Source organism: Microcoleus sp. B3-D7 (assembly GCF_036705305.1).
In the GTDB taxonomy this organism is placed as follows: Bacteria; Cyanobacteriota; Cyanobacteriia; order Cyanobacteriales; family Microcoleaceae; genus Microcoleus.
Genome location: NZ_JAUBUE010000051.1, coordinates 25,057 through 44,756, shown reverse-complemented (window position 1 = coordinate 44,756; position 19,700 = coordinate 25,057). Strand labels below are relative to the sequence as shown.

Genomic DNA, 19,700 nt, shown 5'->3' with positions numbered 1-19,700 from the left:
TGATTTTAAATCACCCTAACCTTCCTTCAGTCTTGTCTTATGGTACTTTGGCTGCTTAAAAACTGTCCGGAGTATTGCTTATCAAAATTTAAAATATCAGGATACAATCTGGGGCTTGACAACAAACGGAATGCACTATCAGTTCGTCAATATTCAGGGGGGCAATAACCCAACCTATCAACTAATGCCTTTGCTAAACCTGATGGAGTCCGACTCTTCAGTTTTGTTGCTGCAAGTGTTAAAAGCTATTTGCAAACTATAAAAAAAGAGGCAGAGAAAATTCCCCGCCTCCAATCTGCAATGACTGTTAACCTAAAAGTTAGATTAGCCAGCCAATACTTTTTAGTAGCCTCTGGTGTTAGGCTTGTGGACGATGAAGCTCAGCACTTGGCACTGCTTCACGTTGTCAAAACCCATGACGCGGATGTAGCAACCAGGATTATCTTGACGGCAAGCTTGAACTTCTGTCATGATTTCTTGGACGCTGCGAGCACCAAACAAAGGCAGCTTCCACAGAGTCCAATAGCGCATTTCAGCGGCAGAGGTTTCGTTGAATTCTACGCCGGGAATGTAGCCTTGATCCAGGATGTACTGGAGTTGCTTGGCAATTTGCGCGTCTGTCAGCGGGGGCAAATAGGACAGAGTTTCGTAACGACGCTCTTTAGGTAAAGTCTTCATTTTTTGTATCTCTAAGGTGTGTGTTCGATCGCACTTGTCGATCGATTAACTCGACAAATTATCCAGATTCGGTTCAGAATCTATTGATGTTTCAGGATTACTGCTAGAAACAGACCAATTAAGTTGCGTAGTTCGCTCTAAATGCTGGCGTCTGTGTTCCATATTCGCCTGTTGAATGCCAGTACAAACCATTTCTGGCAAAAATTCCGTCACATCGTGAGCCAGATACTCTCGCACAGTCATGATCCTAAATCCTAAATCTTGATTTTCCAAAAGCAACTCTTGAATGTAAGCTTCTCCATCTTGGATTTTGCCCTTAGTAGAAAAATCATTCAACCAGATTGCCAGAGGAGGATTGGTTTCGCTCAACTGAGCGACCACCATCCGCACGGATTGATAGGTTAGGTAACTTGCCAGCACCTTAGCGGTGTCTTTCGCAACTTGTTTGAGATCCATTTTGACCCCAGCCCCCTCAAATTTTAGATTTTGGATTTTAGATTTTGGATGCAAACTTACTTGTAAATCTTCTTCAAAGATAAAGACTTCCTAGCAAGTTTGCGACCTAAAACCTAAAATCTCCAACCAAAAATCCTTAAAGGGTATCCATTGCCTCGAACTCAAACTTGATTTCTTTCCAGAGTTCGCAAGCAACAGCCAGTTCAGGAGACCATTTGCAAGCTTCGCGGATCACGTCGCCGCCTTCGCGCATCAAGTTGCGGCCTTCGTTACGAGCTTGGACGCAAGCTTCCAAAGCAACGCGGTTAGCAGTTGCACCAGGTGCATTACCCCAAGGGTGGCCCAAGGTGCCGCCGCCGAACTGCAAGCAGGAGTCGTCGCCGAAGATTTCCACCAAAGCCGGCATGTGCCAGATGTGGATACCACCAGAAGCAACCGGCATGACACCAGGCATGGAGGCCCAATCTTGGGTGAAGTAAATACCGCGGCTGCGGTCTTCTTCAATGTGGTCTTCGCGCATCAAGTCTACGAAGCCCATCGTGATGCCTTTTTCGCCTTCGAGTTTGCCCACAACTGTACCGGAGTGCAGGTGGTCGCCGCCGGACATCCGCAAGCACTTGGCAAGCACGCGGAAGTGGATACCGTGGTTTTTCTGACGGTCGATAACTGCGTGCATGGCGCGGTGGATGTGCAGCAAAATACCATTGCGGCGGCACCATTTAGCCAAGGTGGTGTTAGCAGTGAAACCACCGGTCAGGTAGTCGTGCATGATGATGGGGGTTTTGATTTCCTTAGCGAACTCAGCCCGCTCCATCATTTCTTCGCAGGTGGGGGCTGTTACGTTGAGGTAGTGACCCTTGACTTCGCCGGTTTCTGCTTGAGCTTTTTCAATAGCTTCTTGAACGAACAGGAAGCGATCGCGCCAGCGCATGAACGGTTGCGAGTTGATGTTTTCGTCGTCTTTGGTGAAGTCCAAACCGCCGCGCAGAACTTCGTAAACGGCACGGCCGTAGTTCTTAGCAGACAGACCCAATTTGGGCTTAATTGTACAACCCAGCAAAGGACGGCCGTACTTGTTCAATTTGTCCCGCTCAACGGTAATACCGTGAGGAGGGCCTTGGAAGGTTTTCAGGTAAGCAATGGGAATCCGCAAGTCTTCCAACCGCAGAGCGCGCAGAGCTTTGAAACCGAACACGTTACCGACCAAAGAGGTCAGCAAGTTGGTGACGGAACCTTCTTCAAACAAATCCAAAGGATAAGCAATGAAGCAGATGTACTGGTTGTCTTCACCGGGAACTGGCTCGATGTCGTAGCAGCGACCTTTGTAGCGGTCGAGGTCGGTCAGGAGGTCAGTCCACACAGTTGTCCATGTACCTGTGGAAGATTCAGCAGCCACAGCAGCGCCTGCTTCTTCAGGGGGTACTCCCGGCTGCGGTGTTACCCGGAAAGCCGCCAAAACATCTGTATCCTTTGGGGTGTAGTCCGGCGTGTAATACGTTAGTTTATAGTCTTGAACTCCGGCTTTATACCCAGCCTTTGATTGAGTTTGGGTTTGCGCGTAAGCCATATCTCGCTTCCTAGTATTCGCTTAATTTTTTTGCCCGATCGCAGGCTGTTAAAAATATATCAATAAAGTGGCGTTCTCAAATTTTAATATTCTTTTAATCATCATAAGTATTATTTATTTTGCTTTACATTAGGCAAATATTTGTAACATATCTTATGAAAAGCCAGCGGCGAAGGATGCAGGAGGAAAGGCTGGGGATCGCAGAGCAGGGAGGAATTTCGCTTGAGCGGAAGATATGGTGCAGCGAGCCGAACAGCGAATCAATACGGTTTATGTAAAGAATTTAATACTTAAAAATCAGAATTAGTAAGGGGTAATGGGTCTGGGCTAAGTAGTTAGAAATACCTAAAGTTGTGGATGGCAGTTGAGATCGATCTCAACAGCAATCCTGTATGCAATCTAAAATCCAAAATCCAAAATCTAAAATCTAAAATCCCGCGACTTCCAGACCGTCAACTCAAAAATCGACAGCATACCACATAATATGGACAGGACTTGTGCAGCAAGAGTAAGCTCGTTTCTCAAACCAAATCCGCCGTTACAGCCATTTAACCTCGCTGAAAACCGGGTTTCTGCGTTAGCTGCGCGTAAGTCTAGTATGGATATTTAGCCCCATTTTTACTCTGGTTGTGCCTCACCCCCCTTCAAAAGCCGTTCACTGCATCAATCCAGATTGCCCAAGGCCCTACCCTCAGACTTGGGGCAACAATTTTTGTCATAGTTGCGGGGCTCCGCTGCGACTAAAAAATCGCTACCTGCCTCTAGAAAGCCTCGGTTCCGGGGGCTTTGCAGCAATTTTCACAGTCTGGGACACAGAAACTCAAACCGAGCGCGTCCTGAAAGTGTTGCTCGAAACTTCCGCGAAAGCGCTGAAACTGTTCGAGCAAGAAGCTTGGGTTTTGGCACTTTTGCGGCACCCGGGCGTCCCTAGAGTCGATCCAGACGGTTATTTTCACGTCCAAACGCAAAATTTTGCAGGTGGCGAGGGAAATCCTGCGGCGAAGCGGCTGCCTTGTTTGGTAATGGAAAAGATTCACGGCAAAACTTTAGAAGAGGTTCTCGACGAGCACCCTCAGGGATGTCCGCAGGAATGGGTGTTTAGTTGGCTGAGTCAAGCTGTGGAAATTTTAGAGGAGTTGCACAGGTGTCAGATTATTCACCGCGACATTAAACCCTCAAATTTGATGCTGCGAGACCCGGAATCGCCCCAAGTTTTGCTAAGCAAGGGTTTGGGCGGATTGCAATTGGTGACGATCGACTTTGGGGGAGTTAAACAGATGGGCGGTGTCGAATCCGTGGGGAAAGATTCTCGGAGTTCGACGCGGTTGATTTCGCCCGGGTACAGTCCGCCGGAACAAATTGTTGGCGGCGGTGTGGTGCCGGCGACGGATTTTTATGCCCTGGGGCGGACTTGCATTCACTTGCTGACGGGGAAGTATCCGGCGGAAATTGAAGATCCGATGACGGGGGAGTTGCGGTGGCGCCACATTGTATCTGTGAGTCCGGCTTTGGCGAATTTGTTGGACGATATGGTGCGATCGAACGTGCAGCAGCGTCCGGCGACGGCTGGCGATGTTCGGGCGCGTTTGCAGGAGATTTATGCTAGGAGTAAGGGCAAAATCGCGATCGCCCCAATCGGCCAAGCTATTGTAGAATTCTGCCGGCAAGTAGTGGTGGCGGGGGCGCAAAAAACTGTCAGCCTGACTGGTGTTGTGTTCGGCGCGATCGCCCAAATCGTGGTAGCTTCTCTGGATACGGGCTGGGAAATGGTGCTCGGTGGCGTTGGTGGAACTGCCGGGGCGATCGGCGGTTTGGTTTTGGGTTATGCTTCGCCTCTAGGCCCGGAAATTGCCAGTTTTCTGAATGAAGGTTTGCAGCAATTAATGCCTAACATGACTTTCGCTGTCGGGCCGGAAGTGCTGCTGTTTGGGTTTGCGGGGTTCGGAACTGCGATCGGTTTGACTGATGCGGGGAGTTTTCGCCAGCAAAAACAGTATTGGCTGTCTGGATTGATGGGAGCTCAGGGTTATTTGTTGGCTGGTTTGTGCTGGATGGAAGCAACAGCTTCTAGCGGTGTGCAGGGGGTTATTTTGGGAGCTTTTGCGATCGCCTCTTTGACTGTGGGAATGGGTTTGCGGAGCCATCAATTAGTTCACGCTTTGGTAGTGGCTGTTTTCTCTACGGGAATGTTTCTGTTGCTGAATGCTTGGAACATTTTTCCGGGGAGTTTCTTTGGGATTTTGTCACTGTCTAACGTTACCTTCGGCTGGCTGCAAGTTTGGGGTTCAATTGTGTTCTTTGGTTTGTTGGGAAGTGCGATCGGGCTTTGTTTGGGAGTAAGTCATTATTTAGTTGTGCCCGTGCTCAGGTGGTTGGGATGGCGGTAGGAATTAACTAATTAAATATTAAACATTTCACCTCAAATTCAGCTACCCCTAAATTTTACTTCCTTAAAAAGACCAACTTTGAGTAATGTTGTCCCCCTTTTGTTAAGGGAGGCTAGGGGAGCTCTCCGGCTTTAAAAACTATTGTGGGGTGTGCCCCACATCCGGCCCAAAATCTACAATTAAGATGGTAGAAAGCTTATAATCATGAAGAACATTAAATAATAGCCTCAGAGTGCCATGTCAAAAATATTATTAGAATCCTTTCGGACAGCGTATGCAAATATGGAGTTATCGCCGCTGATAACTCCGAAAGAAGTCGAGAACTTCCGAGTAGAATACGGGACGGAAGTGCTCGAACAATTAGAGCAATTAGTCGAAGATGACCCTTCCGGTAGCGGTAAAATTATTTTTAGCGGACATCGCGGTTGCGGTAAATCTACACTGTTGGCGGAATTTTGCCGCCAGATGGACGATCGCTATTTTACAGTCTTTTTCTCGATTTCCGACTTGATCGAAATGTCGGATGTCAATCATATCAATATCTTGTTTGCGATCGCAGTTCAGTTGATGGATGCTGCAGAAAAACTGGAAATTCCCATCAAACAATCAATTAAAGAATCATTTTATAACTGGTTTGCCACTAAAACTAAAACAAAAATTGACGAATTGGGCGCAAGCGGATCTGTCGGTTTTAACTTGTTTAAGATGATTACAGGGAAGTTAAAAGCTGATGCGACGATTCGTGAAGAAATAAAACAAGAATTTATTCGCAAAGTTTCGGATTTGGTGGCGACAATTAACGAGATTGCTGCCGTAGTTCGAGAAGGTGCCAAAAAAGACGTAATTGTAGTGATTGATGACCTGGATAAGTTGGATTTAGGTGTCGTTCGCCAAGTTTATCAAGAACATATCAAAGCCCTATTTTTGCCGAATTTTAGGATGATTTTAACAACTCCTATTTCGGCGCTGCGAGATGTCTCTTTGGCCGCTACCGTGGAAACGGAAACTAACGATCAAATCGTGTTCATGCCAGTCACAAAGCTGTTTAAACGCGGGGAAAGCCGGAATGCTGATGCTGTTGCAATGGCGGAACCGGCGGCGAGATTGAAAGAGATTTTAGCTAAACGCTTGGGAAGTGAATTGATCGAACCGGAAACCCTGGATCGCGTTGTCGCCTACAGCGGTGGAGTATTGCGAGAATTGATTAGAATTGCTAACGAATGCTGTCGCATTTGTTTGCGGTTGGTGCGACGGAATCCAGAAGCTGCGATTAAAATTAATGCTGAGGTGTTTGAGGAAGCGATTAATAAATTGCGGATCGATTTTGATACCCGTTTAGGAACAACTGATTATGAGATGTTGATGGCAACTTACAGAGATTTTAAACCTGCTGACCCGAAAGCACAAGGCTTTTTGGACTTGCTGCATGGGTTATATGTTTTGGAATATCGCAATGCTGTTTTGTGGTACGACATTCACCCGATCGTGCTAGAATTGTTAAAGCAGCGAGATGATTTTCCGCGTTAATAATTTCTTTTATACTCAACAATTAAACTCGGCGGTTGAAACCGCTAGCAACGCGATCGCTCAAACTTTCGTCCCAGCAAAGGGAGACTAAGGTAATGTCTGAGTCCAAAGTCGATCCCCCCTAACCCCCCTTAAGAAGGGGGGGACAAGAGTGTTCTCAAAGTCCCCCTTATTAAGGGGGGGACAAGAGTGTTCTCAAAGTCCCCCTTATTAAGGGGGATTTAGGGGGATCGAGACTTCGATATCAATGACAATTAATTATGTCGAATCTCAACAGTCAAAACCAAGATAATTATGAAGATTTACTCGTGTCAATTGAAGCGGGTAAAGATATTCTCAACTTGCTAATCGCTGTTTGCGATGATAGCGACTGTCGCGATCGCCTGATTTCGGATTATGAAGCAGAACTCGAACCGGATATCCGCCGCTATCGCGTAGAATTGGCGAGGGGTGAACCGAGTTTGCGATCGGCGATCGCCAATTTAGTCGAACAAGAAGCATATTTGCAGCAGCGGGGAAAAGCCGTGATCACCGTGACGGGTGTGGAGAAACTGCGGTTTTTTAAACAATTTGGCGAAAGTCGATCGGAACAGGAAGTGTTTTTCGGCTATTTGCAATGGACGCGGGAAGCATTGCGGGAGTTTCCGTTTTCGATTGTCTTGTGGGTGACGCGACAAATTGAAATTCTGATTAGTAATGAGTCTCCTGATTTTTGGAGTTGGCGGAAAGGTGTGTTTCGCTTTGATACGAAAAAAACTGCGGCTATTACCAAAACTGAATTTGAACCGTTTCGATCCCTAGTTGAAGAGGACGATCGCGAACCGCCGAGTTTGATTCCGCTGGAAGATTTGCAGGATTTAATCGCGCGAACCGAACAGAAAAAAGGACTCGAAGACCCCAGTTTGGCAAGTCTTTATGCCAGTATGGGGAAGATTTACAACAGAAGGATAGAGTCGGGAGAGTGCGAAAATTTTCAGGATGAGTATGAATTGGCGATAGACTGTTTTAAAAAGGCGATCGCCCTTCAACAAGGATTAGATGTGGAAGCGGCATTATCAAGTAGTTTAAATTACCTCGCCGGACTTTATAAATCCCAAGGAAGGTACTCGGAAGCGGAACCGCTGTTTTTGCAAGCATTAGAAATAGATAGGCGCTCGCTCCCAGAAGACCATCCCCGTTTAGCCATTCACCTCAAGAATTTAGCGGATCTTTATTATTCCCAAGGAAGGTACTCGGAAGCAGAAATGCTGTATTTGCAAGTATTAAAAATACACAGGCGCTCGCTCCCAGAAGACCCTCCCAGTTTAGCCAGTAACCTCAACAGTTTAGCCGGACTTTATAGTTCCCAAGGAAGGTACTCGGAAGCCGAAACGCTGTATTTGCAAGCATTACAAATAGTCAGGCGCTTGCTCCCAGAAGACCATCCCAGTTTAGCCAGTAACCTCAACAATTTAGCCGGAATTTATGAATCCCAGGGCAGGTACTCGGAAGCAGAAATGCTGTATTTGCAAGCATTAGAAATAAACAGGCGCTCGCTCCCAGAAGACCATCCCAATTTAGCCACTAAACTCAACAATTTAGCTTTACTTTATAAATTCCAAGGCAGGTACTCGGAAGCAGAACCGCTGTGTTTGCAAGCAGTAGAAATAGTCAGGCGTTCGCTCCCAGAAGACCATCCCAGTTTAGCCACTTGCCTCAATAATTTAGCTTTACTTTATTGTTCCCAAGGTCGAGACTCGGAAGCAGAACCGCTGTATTTACAAGCATTAGAAATAAACAGACGATCGCTCCCAGAAGACCATCCCAGTTTAGCCACTCGCCTCAACAATTTAGCTTTACTTTATCACTCCCAAGGCAGGTACTCGGAAGCAGAACCGCTGTGTTTGCAAGCTGTGGAAATTCTTCGCAGCAAATTACCAGAAAACCACCCCAACATTCAGATTGTGTGGGAAAATTATGTTGGGCTGTGGCGGGAAGGAATCAGTAAAGGCCATTGGACATTTGAGCAATTGCAAAAACATCCTTTCGGGGAACAGTTATTAGCAGAAATTCAGGAATAAATAAAGATATCGCTCCGTTATAAATATTGTTAAAATGTATAATATGCAGCCTAAATTGTAGATTATTTAGTTGAGCCATCGCAGCTTATACCTAGTGCTAAGGCGCATCATTACAGGCCTGCATTGAGTTTTTGCTGGTGCGTGAGGCGCTGAATGAAGTTGCTCAATTTGTGACAGTTCTTAATCGCCGCGCCTCACACACCCTACAATATTGATTGTATATAATTTATTATATTTGATATTATAAGTAATAGCAGGAGATAATATTATATTTTTGCACTAAAATGTCAGTCACTACTCATCAATTAATTCAGTGGAAACAACAAGGGCGGTCAATTGTTGCCCTGACAGCTTATGATTATGCGATCGCCCAACTCATCGATCGAGCAGGCGTAGATATCATCCTAGTCGGCGATTCCCTCGCCATGACAGTCTTAGGCTACGACACAACCCTACCCATAACCCTCGATGAAATGCTGCACCACGCTAAAGCAGTGCGGCGTGGAGTTAAACAAGCATTAATTGTTGTAGATTTGCCGTTTTTGACTTACCAAGAAAGTCCCCAGCAAGCCATGCACTCGGCCGGGAGAGCTTTGAAAGAAACTGGCGCTCAAGCTGTAAAATTGGAAGGTGGATATCCAGCAATGGCTGCCACAGTTTCGCAGCTAACATCCGCCGGAATTCCGGTGATGGGGCACGTCGGTTTAACTCCGCAGTCCGTACACCAACTCGGCTACAAAAAACAAGGAAAAACGGCCGAAGCAGCCGATCGCATCCTAGCAGAGTCGATCGCGCTTCAAGAAGCAGGTGCCTTTGCGATCGTCTTAGAACACATTCCCGCAGCCTTAGCCGCTCAAATTACCCAAAAATTAACTATTCCCACCATTGGTATCGGGGCCGGGCCACACTGCGACGGTCAAGTTTTAGTTACTTCCGATTTGTTGGGACTTTCCGAAAAACAGCCGCCCTTTGCTAAAGCTTACGCCAATTTGCGAGAAACAATTACCCAAGCTGTCACAGATTATTCCCTCGAAGTTAGAGAAGGCAAATTTCCAGAATAGGTTCTTAGTGAGGGCTTGAGCCCTTAAAAAGGAAGACTAAAATCCTCACTACAAACCTAATTTACACTTTCGGCTGGCCCTCTTCCTCTTTATCCTTCTCAACAGCTTCATCCTCAGATTGACCAACCCCTTCCTTAAAACTCCGCAGCGTTTTGCCCAAAGCATTTCCTAACTCAGGAATCTTCTTGGGGCCGAAAATTAGTATAGCCACCACCGCAATAATGCCCATTTCGGGCAATCCCAGACCAAACATACAAAATCTCCTGTAAAACTTGCTCGATCGTAAGTCAATCTACTGATATTGTTAAAGTATCTACCTTTTTTCCTGCATCTTGCAACAGTAGAATCAAGTTTTATTAAGCTATCCCCCGATAAATAAGAATGTTAGAAATATCCCAGCCTTCTCTGCGCGACCAACAGCACCATCTCATCCGCGATTTAGCAGACCGGATGGAAGCAGTATGGCACCGCTATCTCGACCTCGAACCCTACCACCTGCCCGCTGAGTTGGGATACGTAGAAGGCCGCTTGGAAGGAGAAAAACTGATCATTGAAAACCGCTGCTATCAAACGCCCCAGTTCCGCAAAATACACCTCGAACTCGCTAAAGTCGGGCCCTTGCTTGACATTCTGCACTGCGTGATGTTTCCCAGACCGAATTATGCTTTGCCGATGTTCGGTACGGATATAGTAGCAGGCAAAGGCCAAGTTAGCGCCGCGATCGCAGACCTTTCTCCCCTCAATCCCGATCGAACTTTGTCGGAAACCTACCGAACCCAACTGGCAATATTGCCGATCGATCAATTTTCTTGTCCCCGCCAAATTCCCGAATGGGGGGATATTTTCTCAGAATTTTGTCTGTTTGTGCGGCCCGAGTCGATCGAAGAAAACAGTCGGTTTTTGGATATTGTTGAATCCTACGTTGAAATTCACTGCAAACAGGCAGTCGCTTCCGAACCAGTCTCTGCCGCCGAAGCATCGGAAATTCTAGACGCTCAAATTTACTACTGCACCCAGCAGCAGCAAAACGACAAAACCCGTCGCGTACTCGAAAAAGCTTTCGGTCAAGATTGGGCCGAACATTACATGACCGAGGTGCTTTTTGATATCCCTAAATAGCTGAAATTGGTTTACAATACTTCACAGTGGGTGAAAAAAACTTAATCAGGAGATCACCTACTTTATAAGTCATGGGAAAGGAATCACCGGTCAAGGATAAATCATTTTTAAAACCCCCAGGACGAGGAATCATCGGTTTAGCGATCGCTGCCACTGTAGTTACCACAGGAGTCGGTTTTTGGCAAGTATCTCAAATTAGAAAAGCCGAAGAGTTAAAGGCAGCGGCTGCAACGGCTGCTGCAACTCCCGCCTCCACCCGCACCAGCGTTACCGCTTTGGGTAGGTTGACTCCCCAGGGGGAAGTTATCAAATTGTCGGCCCCTTCGGCGTCGGAGGGAGCAAGAATTGAACAGTTGCAGGTGGAAGAGGGCGATCGAGTCAGTCAAGGACAAATCATAGCAGTTCTCGATACGCGCGATCGACACCAAGCAATCCTCCAACAAGCCGACAAAGAAGTCAAAGTCAAACAAGCAGAATTAGCGAAAATTCAAGCAGGCGCAAAAACAGGCGTTGTCGGCGCTCAAAAAGCAGAAGTTGCCAAGTTTGAAGCACAAGTGCAAAGAGAAACCGAAGCCGAAGCAGCCAATGTCGCCCGCTTAGAAGCTCAACTGCGAAGAGAAACCGAAGCCGAACAAGCTAACGTCGCCAAATTCGAGGCACAACTCCAAAGAGAAACCGAAGCCGAACAAGCTAATCTTGCTAAATTTGAGGCACAACTCCAAAGAGAAACAGAGGTGCAGCAATCCAAATTGGCTAGGCTAGAAGCTCAATTGCGCGGCGAAATTGCCTCTCAAAACGCTACAGTCGATCGGCTAAAAGCCGAATTGACAAACGCCGAAGCCGAGGAACAACGCAATAAAGAACTCTCAGAAACAGGCGCAATTTCTGCTTCCGCCTACGACACCAAACGCTTAGCAGCAGAGACGGCTCGCCAGAGAGTAAAAGAAGCGCAAGCTGTATTAGAAAAAACAGTGCAAACACTGCAAGAGCAAATAGTCGAAACGAAAGCAACAATCAAACAAACAGTAGAAACAGGCAAGCAGGAAATCAATCAATCCCGAGCGAATCTCCGACGCAAGTTAGAAACAGGCAGCCAGGAAATTAACCAAGCCAGAGCAACCTTAAATCAAAAGATAGAAACCGGTAGAGAACAAATCAATCAAGCCGAAGCAATACTCAAACAAAAAGCAGAAACTGGCCAAGAACAAATCAATCAAGCCAAAGCAAATCTAGACCAAATTTCCGAAGTACGTCCCGAAGACGTGCAAGCCGCCCAAGCCGCCGTCGAAAGTGCGATCGCCACCAAACAAAAAGCTCAAGTAGACTTAAACTTAAGTTACGTCAAAGCACCCGTATCCGGCTACATCCTCAAAGTTCACAGCCGACAAGGAGAAGGTGTCAACACTCAAGAGGGCATCGTAGAACTAGGCGGCACCGATCAAATGTACGCCGTAGCAGAAGTTTACGAAACCGACATCGCCAAAGTGCGAAACGGCCAGCGCGCAACAGTCACCAGCCCCGTATTTGCAGGCACTTTGGAAGGAACAGTCGCTCGCATCGGCAAACAAATCGGCAAAAAAGATGTCCTCAATACAGACCCCGCAGCCGACACCGACGCGAGAGTTATCGAAGTAAGAATTCGCCTCGATCCGGAATCGAGCAAGAAAGTTGCATCGTTCACAAACTTACAGGTTGAAGTTAAAATAGACATCTAAAATGGGTAATTGGTAATTGGTAATTTGTCAGAGGAGCGATCGAGCTTGTTACTCATTACTCGTTCTTCCCTCTTCCTCCTTCCTTATTCCCTCTTCCTTCTTCCCTCTTCCTCCTTCCTTATTCCTTCTTCCTTGATTGTATGGCAAAAATACCGCTAGCTTGGGCACAGTTAACCCGCGAAAAAATGCGTTTAGTAATCGCGCTAGCCGGCATTGGATTTGCCGACTTGCTGATGTTTATCCAGTTTGGATTTAGAGACGCGCTATTTGAAAGTTCCACCAGTTTTCACTCGCAATTAAAAGGGGATATTTTTATCACCAGCACCCAATCAACGGCTTTAATAGCCATGAAAAGTTTTCCCCAACGGCGTTTGTATCAAGCTTTAAGTTTTAATGGCGTTACCGGAATCAGCCCGGTATATCTAGGCTTTGGTTTGTGGAAAAACCCCGAACCAGACAAAAACAATACCCGCCAACTGATGGTAATCGGTTTTGACCCCACTCGTCCCATCTTTGAGCTGCCGGAAGTCAAAAATAATTTGGACAAAATCCAAATTTCAGATGTCGTTTTATTCGATCGAGCTTCCCGCCCGGAGTTTGGGCCAGTAGCAGAATATTTCAACCAGGGAAAGCCTGTGGAAACTGAAATAGATAACCGCCGCGTTACTGTAGAGGGGTTATTTACTTTAGGAGCATCTTTCGGTGCTGATGGCAATCTTATTACTAGCGATTTGAATTTTCTGCGGATTTTTCACAGTAGAAGAACTAGAGGCTTAATTGATGTCGGAATTGTTCACTTGCAGCCGGGAACGGATGTCAAGGCGATGATTGCAAAAATGAGGGCAACTTTACCGCAAGACGTGACAATTGCTTCTAAAGAAGAGTTCGTAGCTTTTGAGAGAAAATATTGGGAAGAAAGCACGGCGATCGGATTTATTTTTACTCTCGGCGCGTCAATGGGGTTTATCGTTGGAATCGTGATTGTCTATCAAATTCTCTATACTGATGTTAATGACCATTTGCCAGAATACGCTACGTTAAAGGCGATGGGATATAAAGACGGTTACTTTTTGAGTGTGGTTTTTCAAGAGGCTTTAATTTTGGCAATCCTTGGTTATCTGCCAGGACTTGGGATTTCTGTGGGGCTATACGGTTTAGCTAGAACTGCTACGAGTTTACCGATGTACATGACTTTGGGAAAAGTTGTAACTGTGTTTACAATGACAACGATCATGTGTTCTGTATCGGGGGCGATCGCAGTTAGGAAGTTGCAGGCGGCTGACCCGGCGGATATTTTTTAACGAAGGAAGAAGGAAGAAGGAAGAAGGAAGAAGGAAGAAGGAAGAAGGAAGAAGGAATTACCAATTACCAATTACCAAGTACAAATTACCCATGAATACTTTACCAGTAGTCTCAATTAAAAATCTCAATCATTCCTTCGGCGAAGGACAACTTCGCAAACAGACATTATTTGACATCAACCTCGAAATTTATCCGGGCGAAATCGTGCTGATGACTGGGCCTTCGGGGTCTGGTAAAACAACATTGTTAACCTTGATTGGAGCTTTGCGATCGATCCAAGAAGGTAGTCTTAAAATTCTTGGCCAAGAATTGCGGGGAACCGCGAAAAATAAATTAGTTAAAATCCGCCGCGACATCGGCTATATTTTCCAAGGTCACAATTTGCTCAAATGCTTGACAGCTAGGCAAAACGTGCAAATGTCTTTAGAACTGCACAGCCATCTTTCTCGCCAAGAAACTAATGATAAAATAGAGGGAATGCTGGAAGCTGTAGGCTTGGGAGAAAGAATAGATTATTACCCGGACAGTCTTTCTGGCGGACAGAAACAAAGAGTTGCGATCGCCCGCGCATTAGTCAGCCAGCCGAAATTAGTATTAGCAGACGAACCCACAGCAGCACTAGACAGTAAATCAGGTCGAGATGTGGTAGAAATTATGCGAGGTTTGGCCAAAGAACAGCACTGCACTATTTTGCTTGTCACCCACGACAACCGCATTTTAGATATAGCCGATCGCATTATTCACATGGAAGACGGCTACCTCGCACAAGATACCTCAACAACGGCGGCAACCGGCGTTCTTTCGGGAAAATAATATTAATCCACCTACACTTATTTCCGAGAAACGGGACGCTTTCCTCCTACCTTAGCAGGACTTTTTGTCCCACTTTTTGCTGGACTTTTAGAACTACTTTTGCCACTTTTTTGACCCTTAGATCCGGCCAATTGGCTATCATTGGCATTTGCAGGTCTGCCGGCAGGCGTTCTAGTAGTCCTAAAGGTAACATTCACTCCTTCATTTGACTGTTCCAGCACCAACATCGGCGTCGGCTTGGCTTTTTGATCCCACTCAATATGAACGATGCGACCTTGAATTGTTGGCTGCCAACTGTCGTGATCGTCTGAAGGACTCAGATAAGTTTCCAAACAGTCAATAATTTGATTAATTGTCGCTGATGTTGCCTGAGTCGGCAGTTTCATCAACTTAATTTGAATCCGAAACAGCACGCGTTTTTCTATTTTTATTGCCGGATCGCCAGTTTCGTATTCGATATCAAACATCGAATCCACTTGCCGGCCGCTGCCCGCATTCCCATTTTTATCTCCCACTGCCCCCTGAGTCGGACGCAGGGCAATACTAATTTTTTCTTTAACTTTTACCTTGATCTGGTTCACAATGGCAAAGTGAAAGACCTCTTCCGCCATCCGCATTCTCAGGTAGTCTAAATTAAAGTCTCGCGAGTGGATAAGGTCGGGATTCTTTTCCATCTTTAACATGGTTTCCAGAGCCATTTTATATTTTTTCTGGAGTTCTCGATTTCTAAACTCCTCAAATTTGAGCTTTTTACTCAAATCGTCGAGTTTTAGCTTGGTAAACACCGCTAAACCGATAAGCAATAACAACAGTAATCCCGACCCTCCCATTAAGAGTTGGTCTGAGGACGGATCTCCGGGTTTAGCCTGTTTAGGTTTGGGAGAGGCTACTGCCAACCTTGGTTCTACAAGGATTATTTGGGTTGACATGGGCTTTTAAAGGGTAAAATTTGACGCTATATTTCTACAGGACTCCAGAGTAGAGCTGGTAGTGCAACTGGATCAACCAACATTGACATCATTCCACCATCATCTTGGTACAACTGGATTTCTGCAACTGGAGCACGCACCCTCTAATTAATACTTTATCTTTAACTGCAAGCAGCTTCCCGAAATATCGGAAAATCCCGCGCTGGCACTGGCAAATAGAAATGGTGAATTGTCTGTAATATATTATACCAATATCGCTAAAAAAAATGTTTGTTCGGCGGTCTCCGTTTCTAGAAAAATAAAAAGAAATACACATAAATTAATAGTAACTCTGGGAGCGAGCAGCGGAAAACATCAAGCAGAACAGCCGATCGCCCGGACGATCGAGGGGCGGACGTTGGAGAGTGATAATTCCTACTGTTGGCTGACTCCCGCCGTGCCAGCCCACCGGGCGGCTTGCTGTGAAAGTCGAGCTGTGGTGCGATCGAACAACGTCTCCTTAGCTAAGATTACAGCTAATACCACCCATATTCGATCGTGACCTACGAACCCCTGCACCACAAATATCGCCCTCAGACATTTGCCGAATTAGTCGGTCAAGAGGCGATCGCCCAAACCCTCACCAGCGCCATCCTACAAGAGCGTATAGCACCAGCATATCTATTCACCGGCCCCAGAGGCACCGGTAAAACCTCTAGTGCGAGAATTTTCGCCAAATCCCTCAACTGTATTTCTACGGTTGCCCCCACACCCACACCCTGCGGCAAATGCAACGTTTGCCAAGAAATTGCCCGAGGTTCGACACTAGATGTCATCGAAATTGACGCCGCCAGCAACACCGGAGTAGATAACATTCGGGATTTGATCGAACGAGCTCAATTTGCTCCCGTACAGTGCCGCTATAAAGTATATGTAATCGACGAAGTTCATATGCTCAGTACCCAGGCATTTAATGCCTTATTAAAAACCCTAGAAGAACCGCCAGATCGCGTTGTATTCGTCCTCGCCACAACCGACCCACAAAGAGTATTACCAACTATTATTTCTCGTTGCCAAAAGTTCGACTTCCGCCGCATTCCTCTCGATGCAATGATTGCTCATTTGCACAAAATTGCCAAATTAGAAAATATCAATATTGCCAGCGATGCAGTACAAATGGTCGCTCAAATCGCCCAAGGAGGTCTGCGAGATGCCGAAAGTTTGCTCGATCAACTAAGCTTATTTCAGGGTGAAGTAACAGTAGAAAAAGTTTGGGATTTAGTCGGTGCAGTCCCAGAAAATGACTTAATGGATTTGCTGCAAGCTATTGATACAGATAACGCTACCGCACTAATAGACATGACCCGCCACCTCATGGATCGCGGTCGGGAACCGCTAATCGTGCTGCAAAGTCTCGCGAGCTTTTACCGAGATTTGTTAATAGCCAAAGCTGCACCAAAGCGGTCAGATTTAGTAGCTTTAACATCGGCCACTTGGGAAAAACTGGGGGATTTTGCCCGCAGTTGGGATGCGGAGTTGATTTTGGCAGGTCAGAAACATTTGCAAACCCACGAAGTGCAAATTAAAAACACTACTCAGCCACGTTTGTGGCTGGAAGTAACGCTATTGGGATTGTTGCCCTCAGCAATTAAAACTCAGCAGCAAAAAACAGCCGAACCAGCGAAAAATGTTGCTCCATCACAAATTCACCCCCCCCAGCCCCCCCTTGCTAAGGGGGGGAGCCAGACATCTAATATCGAACCGCCTCCGGCTGCCAAACCTCAAAATCCTCCACCGACTTCGCCGCCTGTGGCTAATAGAACAGAAAGCCCACCTCCTGCACCAATTCCCGCACCTGTACCAACTGCTGAAACGAATCAAACAAATTATTTACCGACTAATTCAGCCGATGAAATCGATTTAAATCGAGTGTGGGAACAGGTACTTGACCGCGTGCGGCCGCATGGAACTCAATCGCTGCTTCGCCAACATGGACAGCTAGTAATTTTTAGCAATAATACGGCTCATGTTAAGATTAGTTCGCAGCCGTTGCTCAATATGGTTAAAGACAAAGTAGCTAATATTGAAGAAGCTTTTTTGCAAATTTTTAACCGTCGAGTAACAGTAAAAGTGGGCTTGACAAATCCCGCTGAAACTAATAGTTCTCGCGCTAAGGATTTGCCAACTTCTAACGGACGTGTTGGGGAAAATGCCAGGAATTCTCATCCTGTGAGTGATGCGGGCCAACAGGTGCAGAAGTCGGCGGATGCTGAGATTACAGATGATTTTTTGGGGAATGGCCCAGAAGAACAAAAACACCAGCCAGCGCCTGAAAATACCGCCGTTAATGTGCCGGCAATTTCCGAATCGCGATCGCCCACAAACGGCTCTACAGACTCTCAAAATGACTTTAACGCTCAGGCTATAGCGGTGCGTGCTGATGCTCAAGATGTCGCGAATACGGCTAGGCAATTGGCTGGTATGTTTGACGGGGAAGTAGTCGATTTGTCGGATGACTTGGAGATTTGGGAGTCGGAAACTTTTAGATTGGAATCTGAACCGGATTTTCCCGAGTTATCTTCTGAGTTAGGTGAGGATGATTTTATAGATTGGTAAGTAGAGCGCTAAAAAAAACCGAGAAACCCGGTTTTTGTAGTAGGGGCGCTGCTAAGAGTGGCCGCCCTTCCAGGTTTCTTAATACCCTAAAAGTTTTAGGTTTAATTAGAGTCACCTAGTGATTGTGAATATCTACTTTTAAGCTGACTCTGGCTTGGGCAGCGAAGACGGAAGTACCAACAGCTCGGCGGTCGATCGCTTCTCGACCATTTCCTTAGTAATCGTACACCGGGCAACATCCTTGCGCGACGGCAACTCGTACATCACATCCAACATCAATTCTTCGACAATTCCGCGCAGCGCCCGCGCTCCAGTTTTGCGGCGGTATGCTTCCTGGGCGATCGCCCGAATTGCCTCCGGCTTAAAGTCCAACTGCACATTATCCATCTTCAGCAGCTTTTGATACTGCTTAACCAAAGCATTTCGGGGCTCAGTCAAAATCGCCATCAGCGTTTCCTCATCCAGCGGTTCCAACACCGCCGCCACTGGCACCCGCCCGATAAACTCAGGAATCATCCCAAACTTCACCAAATCATCCGGTTCCAGTTGCTTGAGTACATCAGCAGCCCGCTTTTCCTTCGGCTGAGCTTCTCCGGGCTGAATAAAACCCATTGACTTTTTGCCAGTTCTCTGCTCTATTACTTTCTCCAGACCGACAAAAGCACCGCCGCAGATAAACATGATATTGCTAGTATCAATTTGGATGCAGTCTTGGTAGGGATGCTTGCGGCCGCCTTGGGGAGGTACATTGGCGATCGTGCCCTCAAGCATTTTCAGCAGCGCCTGCTGCACGCCTTCACCCGACACATCCCGCGTAATCGAAGGATTTTCGCTTTTGCGGGCTATTTTGTCAATTTCATCAATATAAATAATTCCGCGCTGCGCCTCTTCCACGTCCATATCTGCCACTTGCAGCAGCCGCAGCAAAATATTTTCCACATCTTCCCCGACATAGCCTGCTTCCGTCAGCGTCGTCGCGTCAGCCACCGCAAACGGTACGTCCAGCATATCCGCCAACGTCTGAGCCAGCAGAGTTTTTCCGCAGCCCGTCGGTCCGATTAACAAAATATTCGATTTTTGCAGTTCTACTTCTTCCGGCGGGTGCTTGCCACTATTTTTGGCATGGATAAAGCTCAGGCGCTTGTAGTGGTTGTAAACAGCCACCGATAGCACTTTTTTCGCCTCATTTTGCCCGATCGCGTTTTCGTCGAGGTAATTTTTAATTTCCCTCGGCTTGGGAATTTGGCTCAGGGACATACTTTTGCCCGAGGTACCGCGGCGCTTTGGCGTCGTTTCCTGCTTCGGAGCCACCGCAGCAGCAGGCACTGCACTCGAATCAAACAACTCCTCATCTAAAATTTCATTGCACAAGTCTACGCATTCGTCGCAGATATACACCCCGGGCCCTGCGATCAACTTGCGTACTTGCTCTTGAGACTTGCCACAAAACGAACATTTTAGATGGGAGTCGTACTTAGACATAACAGCCTC

Annotated in this window: 16 protein-coding genes; 10 read left to right on the top strand and 6 right to left on the bottom strand. The window is 46.6% G+C overall.

Features of this window, described 5'->3' with window-relative positions; genetic code table 11:
- Window positions 1–342: 342 nt before the first annotated feature.
- The 3 genes from QUB25_RS25160 to QUB25_RS25150 all read right to left on the bottom strand — a co-directional run bounded on the left by QUB25_RS25160 (window position 343) and on the right by QUB25_RS25150 (window position 2,701).
- Window positions 343–678: a ribulose bisphosphate carboxylase small subunit gene (locus QUB25_RS25160; RefSeq protein WP_333041670.1), complete on the bottom strand. Its 336-nt coding sequence runs from the start codon at window positions 676–678 to the stop codon at window positions 343–345.
- 45 nt (window positions 679–723) lie between these two features.
- Window positions 724–1,134 (bottom strand): RuBisCO chaperone RbcX, encoded by a 411-nt coding sequence (gene rcbX / locus QUB25_RS25155; RefSeq protein WP_333054738.1) that lies wholly within the window; start codon window positions 1,132–1,134, stop codon window positions 724–726.
- Window positions 1,135–1,270: 136 nt separating this feature from the next.
- Window positions 1,271–2,701 carry a form I ribulose bisphosphate carboxylase large subunit gene (locus QUB25_RS25150; RefSeq protein WP_190660564.1) on the bottom strand — a complete coding sequence of 477 codons (1,431 nt, stop codon included), beginning with the start codon at window positions 2,699–2,701 and terminating at the stop codon, window positions 1,271–1,273.
- A 629-nt stretch (window positions 2,702–3,330) separates the two neighbouring features.
- Here QUB25_RS25150 and QUB25_RS25145 point away from each other — a divergent pair.
- The 4 genes from QUB25_RS25145 to panB all read left to right on the top strand — a co-directional run bounded on the left by QUB25_RS25145 (window position 3,331) and on the right by panB (window position 9,736).
- Entirely contained in the window at window positions 3,331–5,088 is a 1,758-nt protein-coding gene (locus QUB25_RS25145; RefSeq protein WP_333187354.1) for a serine/threonine-protein kinase, read from the top strand.
- Between the two features lie 237 nt (window positions 5,089–5,325).
- Entirely contained in the window at window positions 5,326–6,615 is a 1,290-nt protein-coding gene (locus tag QUB25_RS25140; RefSeq protein WP_333187352.1) for an ATP-binding protein, read from the top strand.
- Window positions 6,616–6,875: 260 nt separating this feature from the next.
- Complete coding sequence (locus QUB25_RS25135) at window positions 6,876–8,675, top strand: tetratricopeptide repeat protein (RefSeq protein WP_333187349.1); 1,800 nt, start codon at window positions 6,876–6,878, stop codon at window positions 8,673–8,675.
- A 284-nt stretch (window positions 8,676–8,959) separates the two neighbouring features.
- Window positions 8,960–9,736 (top strand): 3-methyl-2-oxobutanoate hydroxymethyltransferase, encoded by a 777-nt coding sequence (gene panB, locus QUB25_RS25130; protein WP_333187346.1) that lies wholly within the window; start codon window positions 8,960–8,962, stop codon window positions 9,734–9,736.
- 61 nt (window positions 9,737–9,797) lie between these two features.
- Here the strand turns inward: panB and tatA are convergent, their stop codons facing one another.
- Window positions 9,798–9,989 (bottom strand): twin-arginine translocase TatA/TatE family subunit, encoded by a 192-nt coding sequence (gene tatA, locus QUB25_RS25125; RefSeq protein ID WP_006632937.1) that lies wholly within the window; start codon window positions 9,987–9,989, stop codon window positions 9,798–9,800.
- A gap of 128 nt (window positions 9,990–10,117) precedes the next feature.
- On the opposite strand from tatA, the gene QUB25_RS25120 reads away from it, so the two are divergent.
- The 4 genes from QUB25_RS25120 to QUB25_RS25105 all read left to right on the top strand — a co-directional run bounded on the left by QUB25_RS25120 (window position 10,118) and on the right by QUB25_RS25105 (window position 14,685).
- Window positions 10,118–10,855, top strand: a complete 738-nt coding sequence (locus QUB25_RS25120) for a phycocyanobilin:ferredoxin oxidoreductase (RefSeq protein WP_333187344.1) — start codon at window positions 10,118–10,120, stop codon at window positions 10,853–10,855.
- A gap of 71 nt (window positions 10,856–10,926) precedes the next feature.
- Complete coding sequence (locus QUB25_RS25115) at window positions 10,927–12,570, top strand: HlyD family efflux transporter periplasmic adaptor subunit (RefSeq protein WP_333187342.1); 1,644 nt, start codon at window positions 10,927–10,929, stop codon at window positions 12,568–12,570.
- A gap of 140 nt (window positions 12,571–12,710) precedes the next feature.
- A complete protein-coding gene (gene devC, locus QUB25_RS25110) occupies window positions 12,711–13,871 on the top strand; it encodes an ABC transporter permease DevC (RefSeq protein ID WP_333187339.1) in 1,161 nt (386 codons plus the stop codon).
- 91 nt (window positions 13,872–13,962) lie between these two features.
- Window positions 13,963–14,685: a DevA family ABC transporter ATP-binding protein gene (locus tag QUB25_RS25105; RefSeq protein WP_333187336.1), complete on the top strand. Its 723-nt coding sequence runs from the start codon at window positions 13,963–13,965 to the stop codon at window positions 14,683–14,685.
- A 17-nt stretch (window positions 14,686–14,702) separates the two neighbouring features.
- Here QUB25_RS25105 and QUB25_RS25100 read toward each other — a convergent pair whose 3' ends face one another.
- Window positions 14,703–15,614, bottom strand: a complete 912-nt coding sequence (locus tag QUB25_RS25100; protein WP_333060533.1) for a hypothetical protein — start codon at window positions 15,612–15,614, stop codon at window positions 14,703–14,705.
- 229 nt (window positions 15,615–15,843) lie between these two features.
- On the opposite strand from QUB25_RS25100, the gene QUB25_RS25095 reads away from it, so the two are divergent.
- On the top strand, window positions 15,844–16,155 hold the full coding sequence (locus QUB25_RS25095) for a hypothetical protein (RefSeq protein ID WP_333187333.1): 312 nt from the start codon (window positions 15,844–15,846) through the stop codon (window positions 16,153–16,155).
- Window positions 16,152–18,209, top strand: coding sequence for a DNA polymerase III subunit gamma/tau (locus QUB25_RS25090; protein WP_333060534.1), 2,058 nt, complete (start codon window positions 16,152–16,154; stop codon window positions 18,207–18,209). The genes QUB25_RS25095 and QUB25_RS25090 overlap by 4 nt, the downstream gene beginning before the upstream one ends.
- Before the next feature lie 138 nt (window positions 18,210–18,347).
- Here QUB25_RS25090 and clpX read toward each other — a convergent pair whose 3' ends face one another.
- The gene (clpX, locus tag QUB25_RS25085) at window positions 18,348–19,691 is read right to left on the bottom strand and encodes an ATP-dependent protease ATP-binding subunit ClpX (protein ID WP_333060535.1); all 1,344 of its coding nucleotides are present in this window, start codon (window positions 19,689–19,691) and stop codon (window positions 18,348–18,350) included.
- Between the last annotated feature and the right edge of the window lie 9 nt (window positions 19,692–19,700).

Bases quoted from the DNA above. Each gene is read 5' to 3' on its own strand.
- tatA (WP_006632937.1), bottom strand. From the start codon at position 9,989: ATGTTTGGTCTGGGATTGCCCGAAATGGGCATTATTGCGGTGGTGGCT.
- QUB25_RS25115 (WP_333187342.1), top strand. From the start codon at position 10,927: ATGGGAAAGGAATCACCGGTCAAGGATAAATCATTTTTAAAACCCCCA.
- devC (WP_333187339.1), top strand. From the start codon at position 12,711: ATGGCAAAAATACCGCTAGCTTGGGCACAGTTAACCCGCGAAAAAATG.
- QUB25_RS25150 (WP_190660564.1), bottom strand. From the start codon at position 2,701: ATGGCTTACGCGCAAACCCAAACTCAATCAAAGGCTGGGTATAAAGCC.
- QUB25_RS25120 (WP_333187344.1), top strand. From the start codon at position 10,118: ATGTTAGAAATATCCCAGCCTTCTCTGCGCGACCAACAGCACCATCTC.
- QUB25_RS25105 (WP_333187336.1), top strand. From the start codon at position 13,963: ATGAATACTTTACCAGTAGTCTCAATTAAAAATCTCAATCATTCCTTC.
- clpX (WP_333060535.1), bottom strand. From the start codon at position 19,691: ATGTCTAAGTACGACTCCCATCTAAAATGTTCGTTTTGTGGCAAGTCT.
- QUB25_RS25135 (WP_333187349.1), top strand. From the start codon at position 6,876: ATGTCGAATCTCAACAGTCAAAACCAAGATAATTATGAAGATTTACTC.
- panB (WP_333187346.1), top strand. From the start codon at position 8,960: ATGTCAGTCACTACTCATCAATTAATTCAGTGGAAACAACAAGGGCGG.
- QUB25_RS25100 (WP_333060533.1), bottom strand. From the start codon at position 15,614: ATGTCAACCCAAATAATCCTTGTAGAACCAAGGTTGGCAGTAGCCTCT.
- rcbX (WP_333054738.1), bottom strand. From the start codon at position 1,134: ATGGATCTCAAACAAGTTGCGAAAGACACCGCTAAGGTGCTGGCAAGT.
- QUB25_RS25140 (WP_333187352.1), top strand. From the start codon at position 5,326: ATGTCAAAAATATTATTAGAATCCTTTCGGACAGCGTATGCAAATATG.
- QUB25_RS25160 (WP_333041670.1), bottom strand. From the start codon at position 678: ATGAAGACTTTACCTAAAGAGCGTCGTTACGAAACTCTGTCCTATTTG.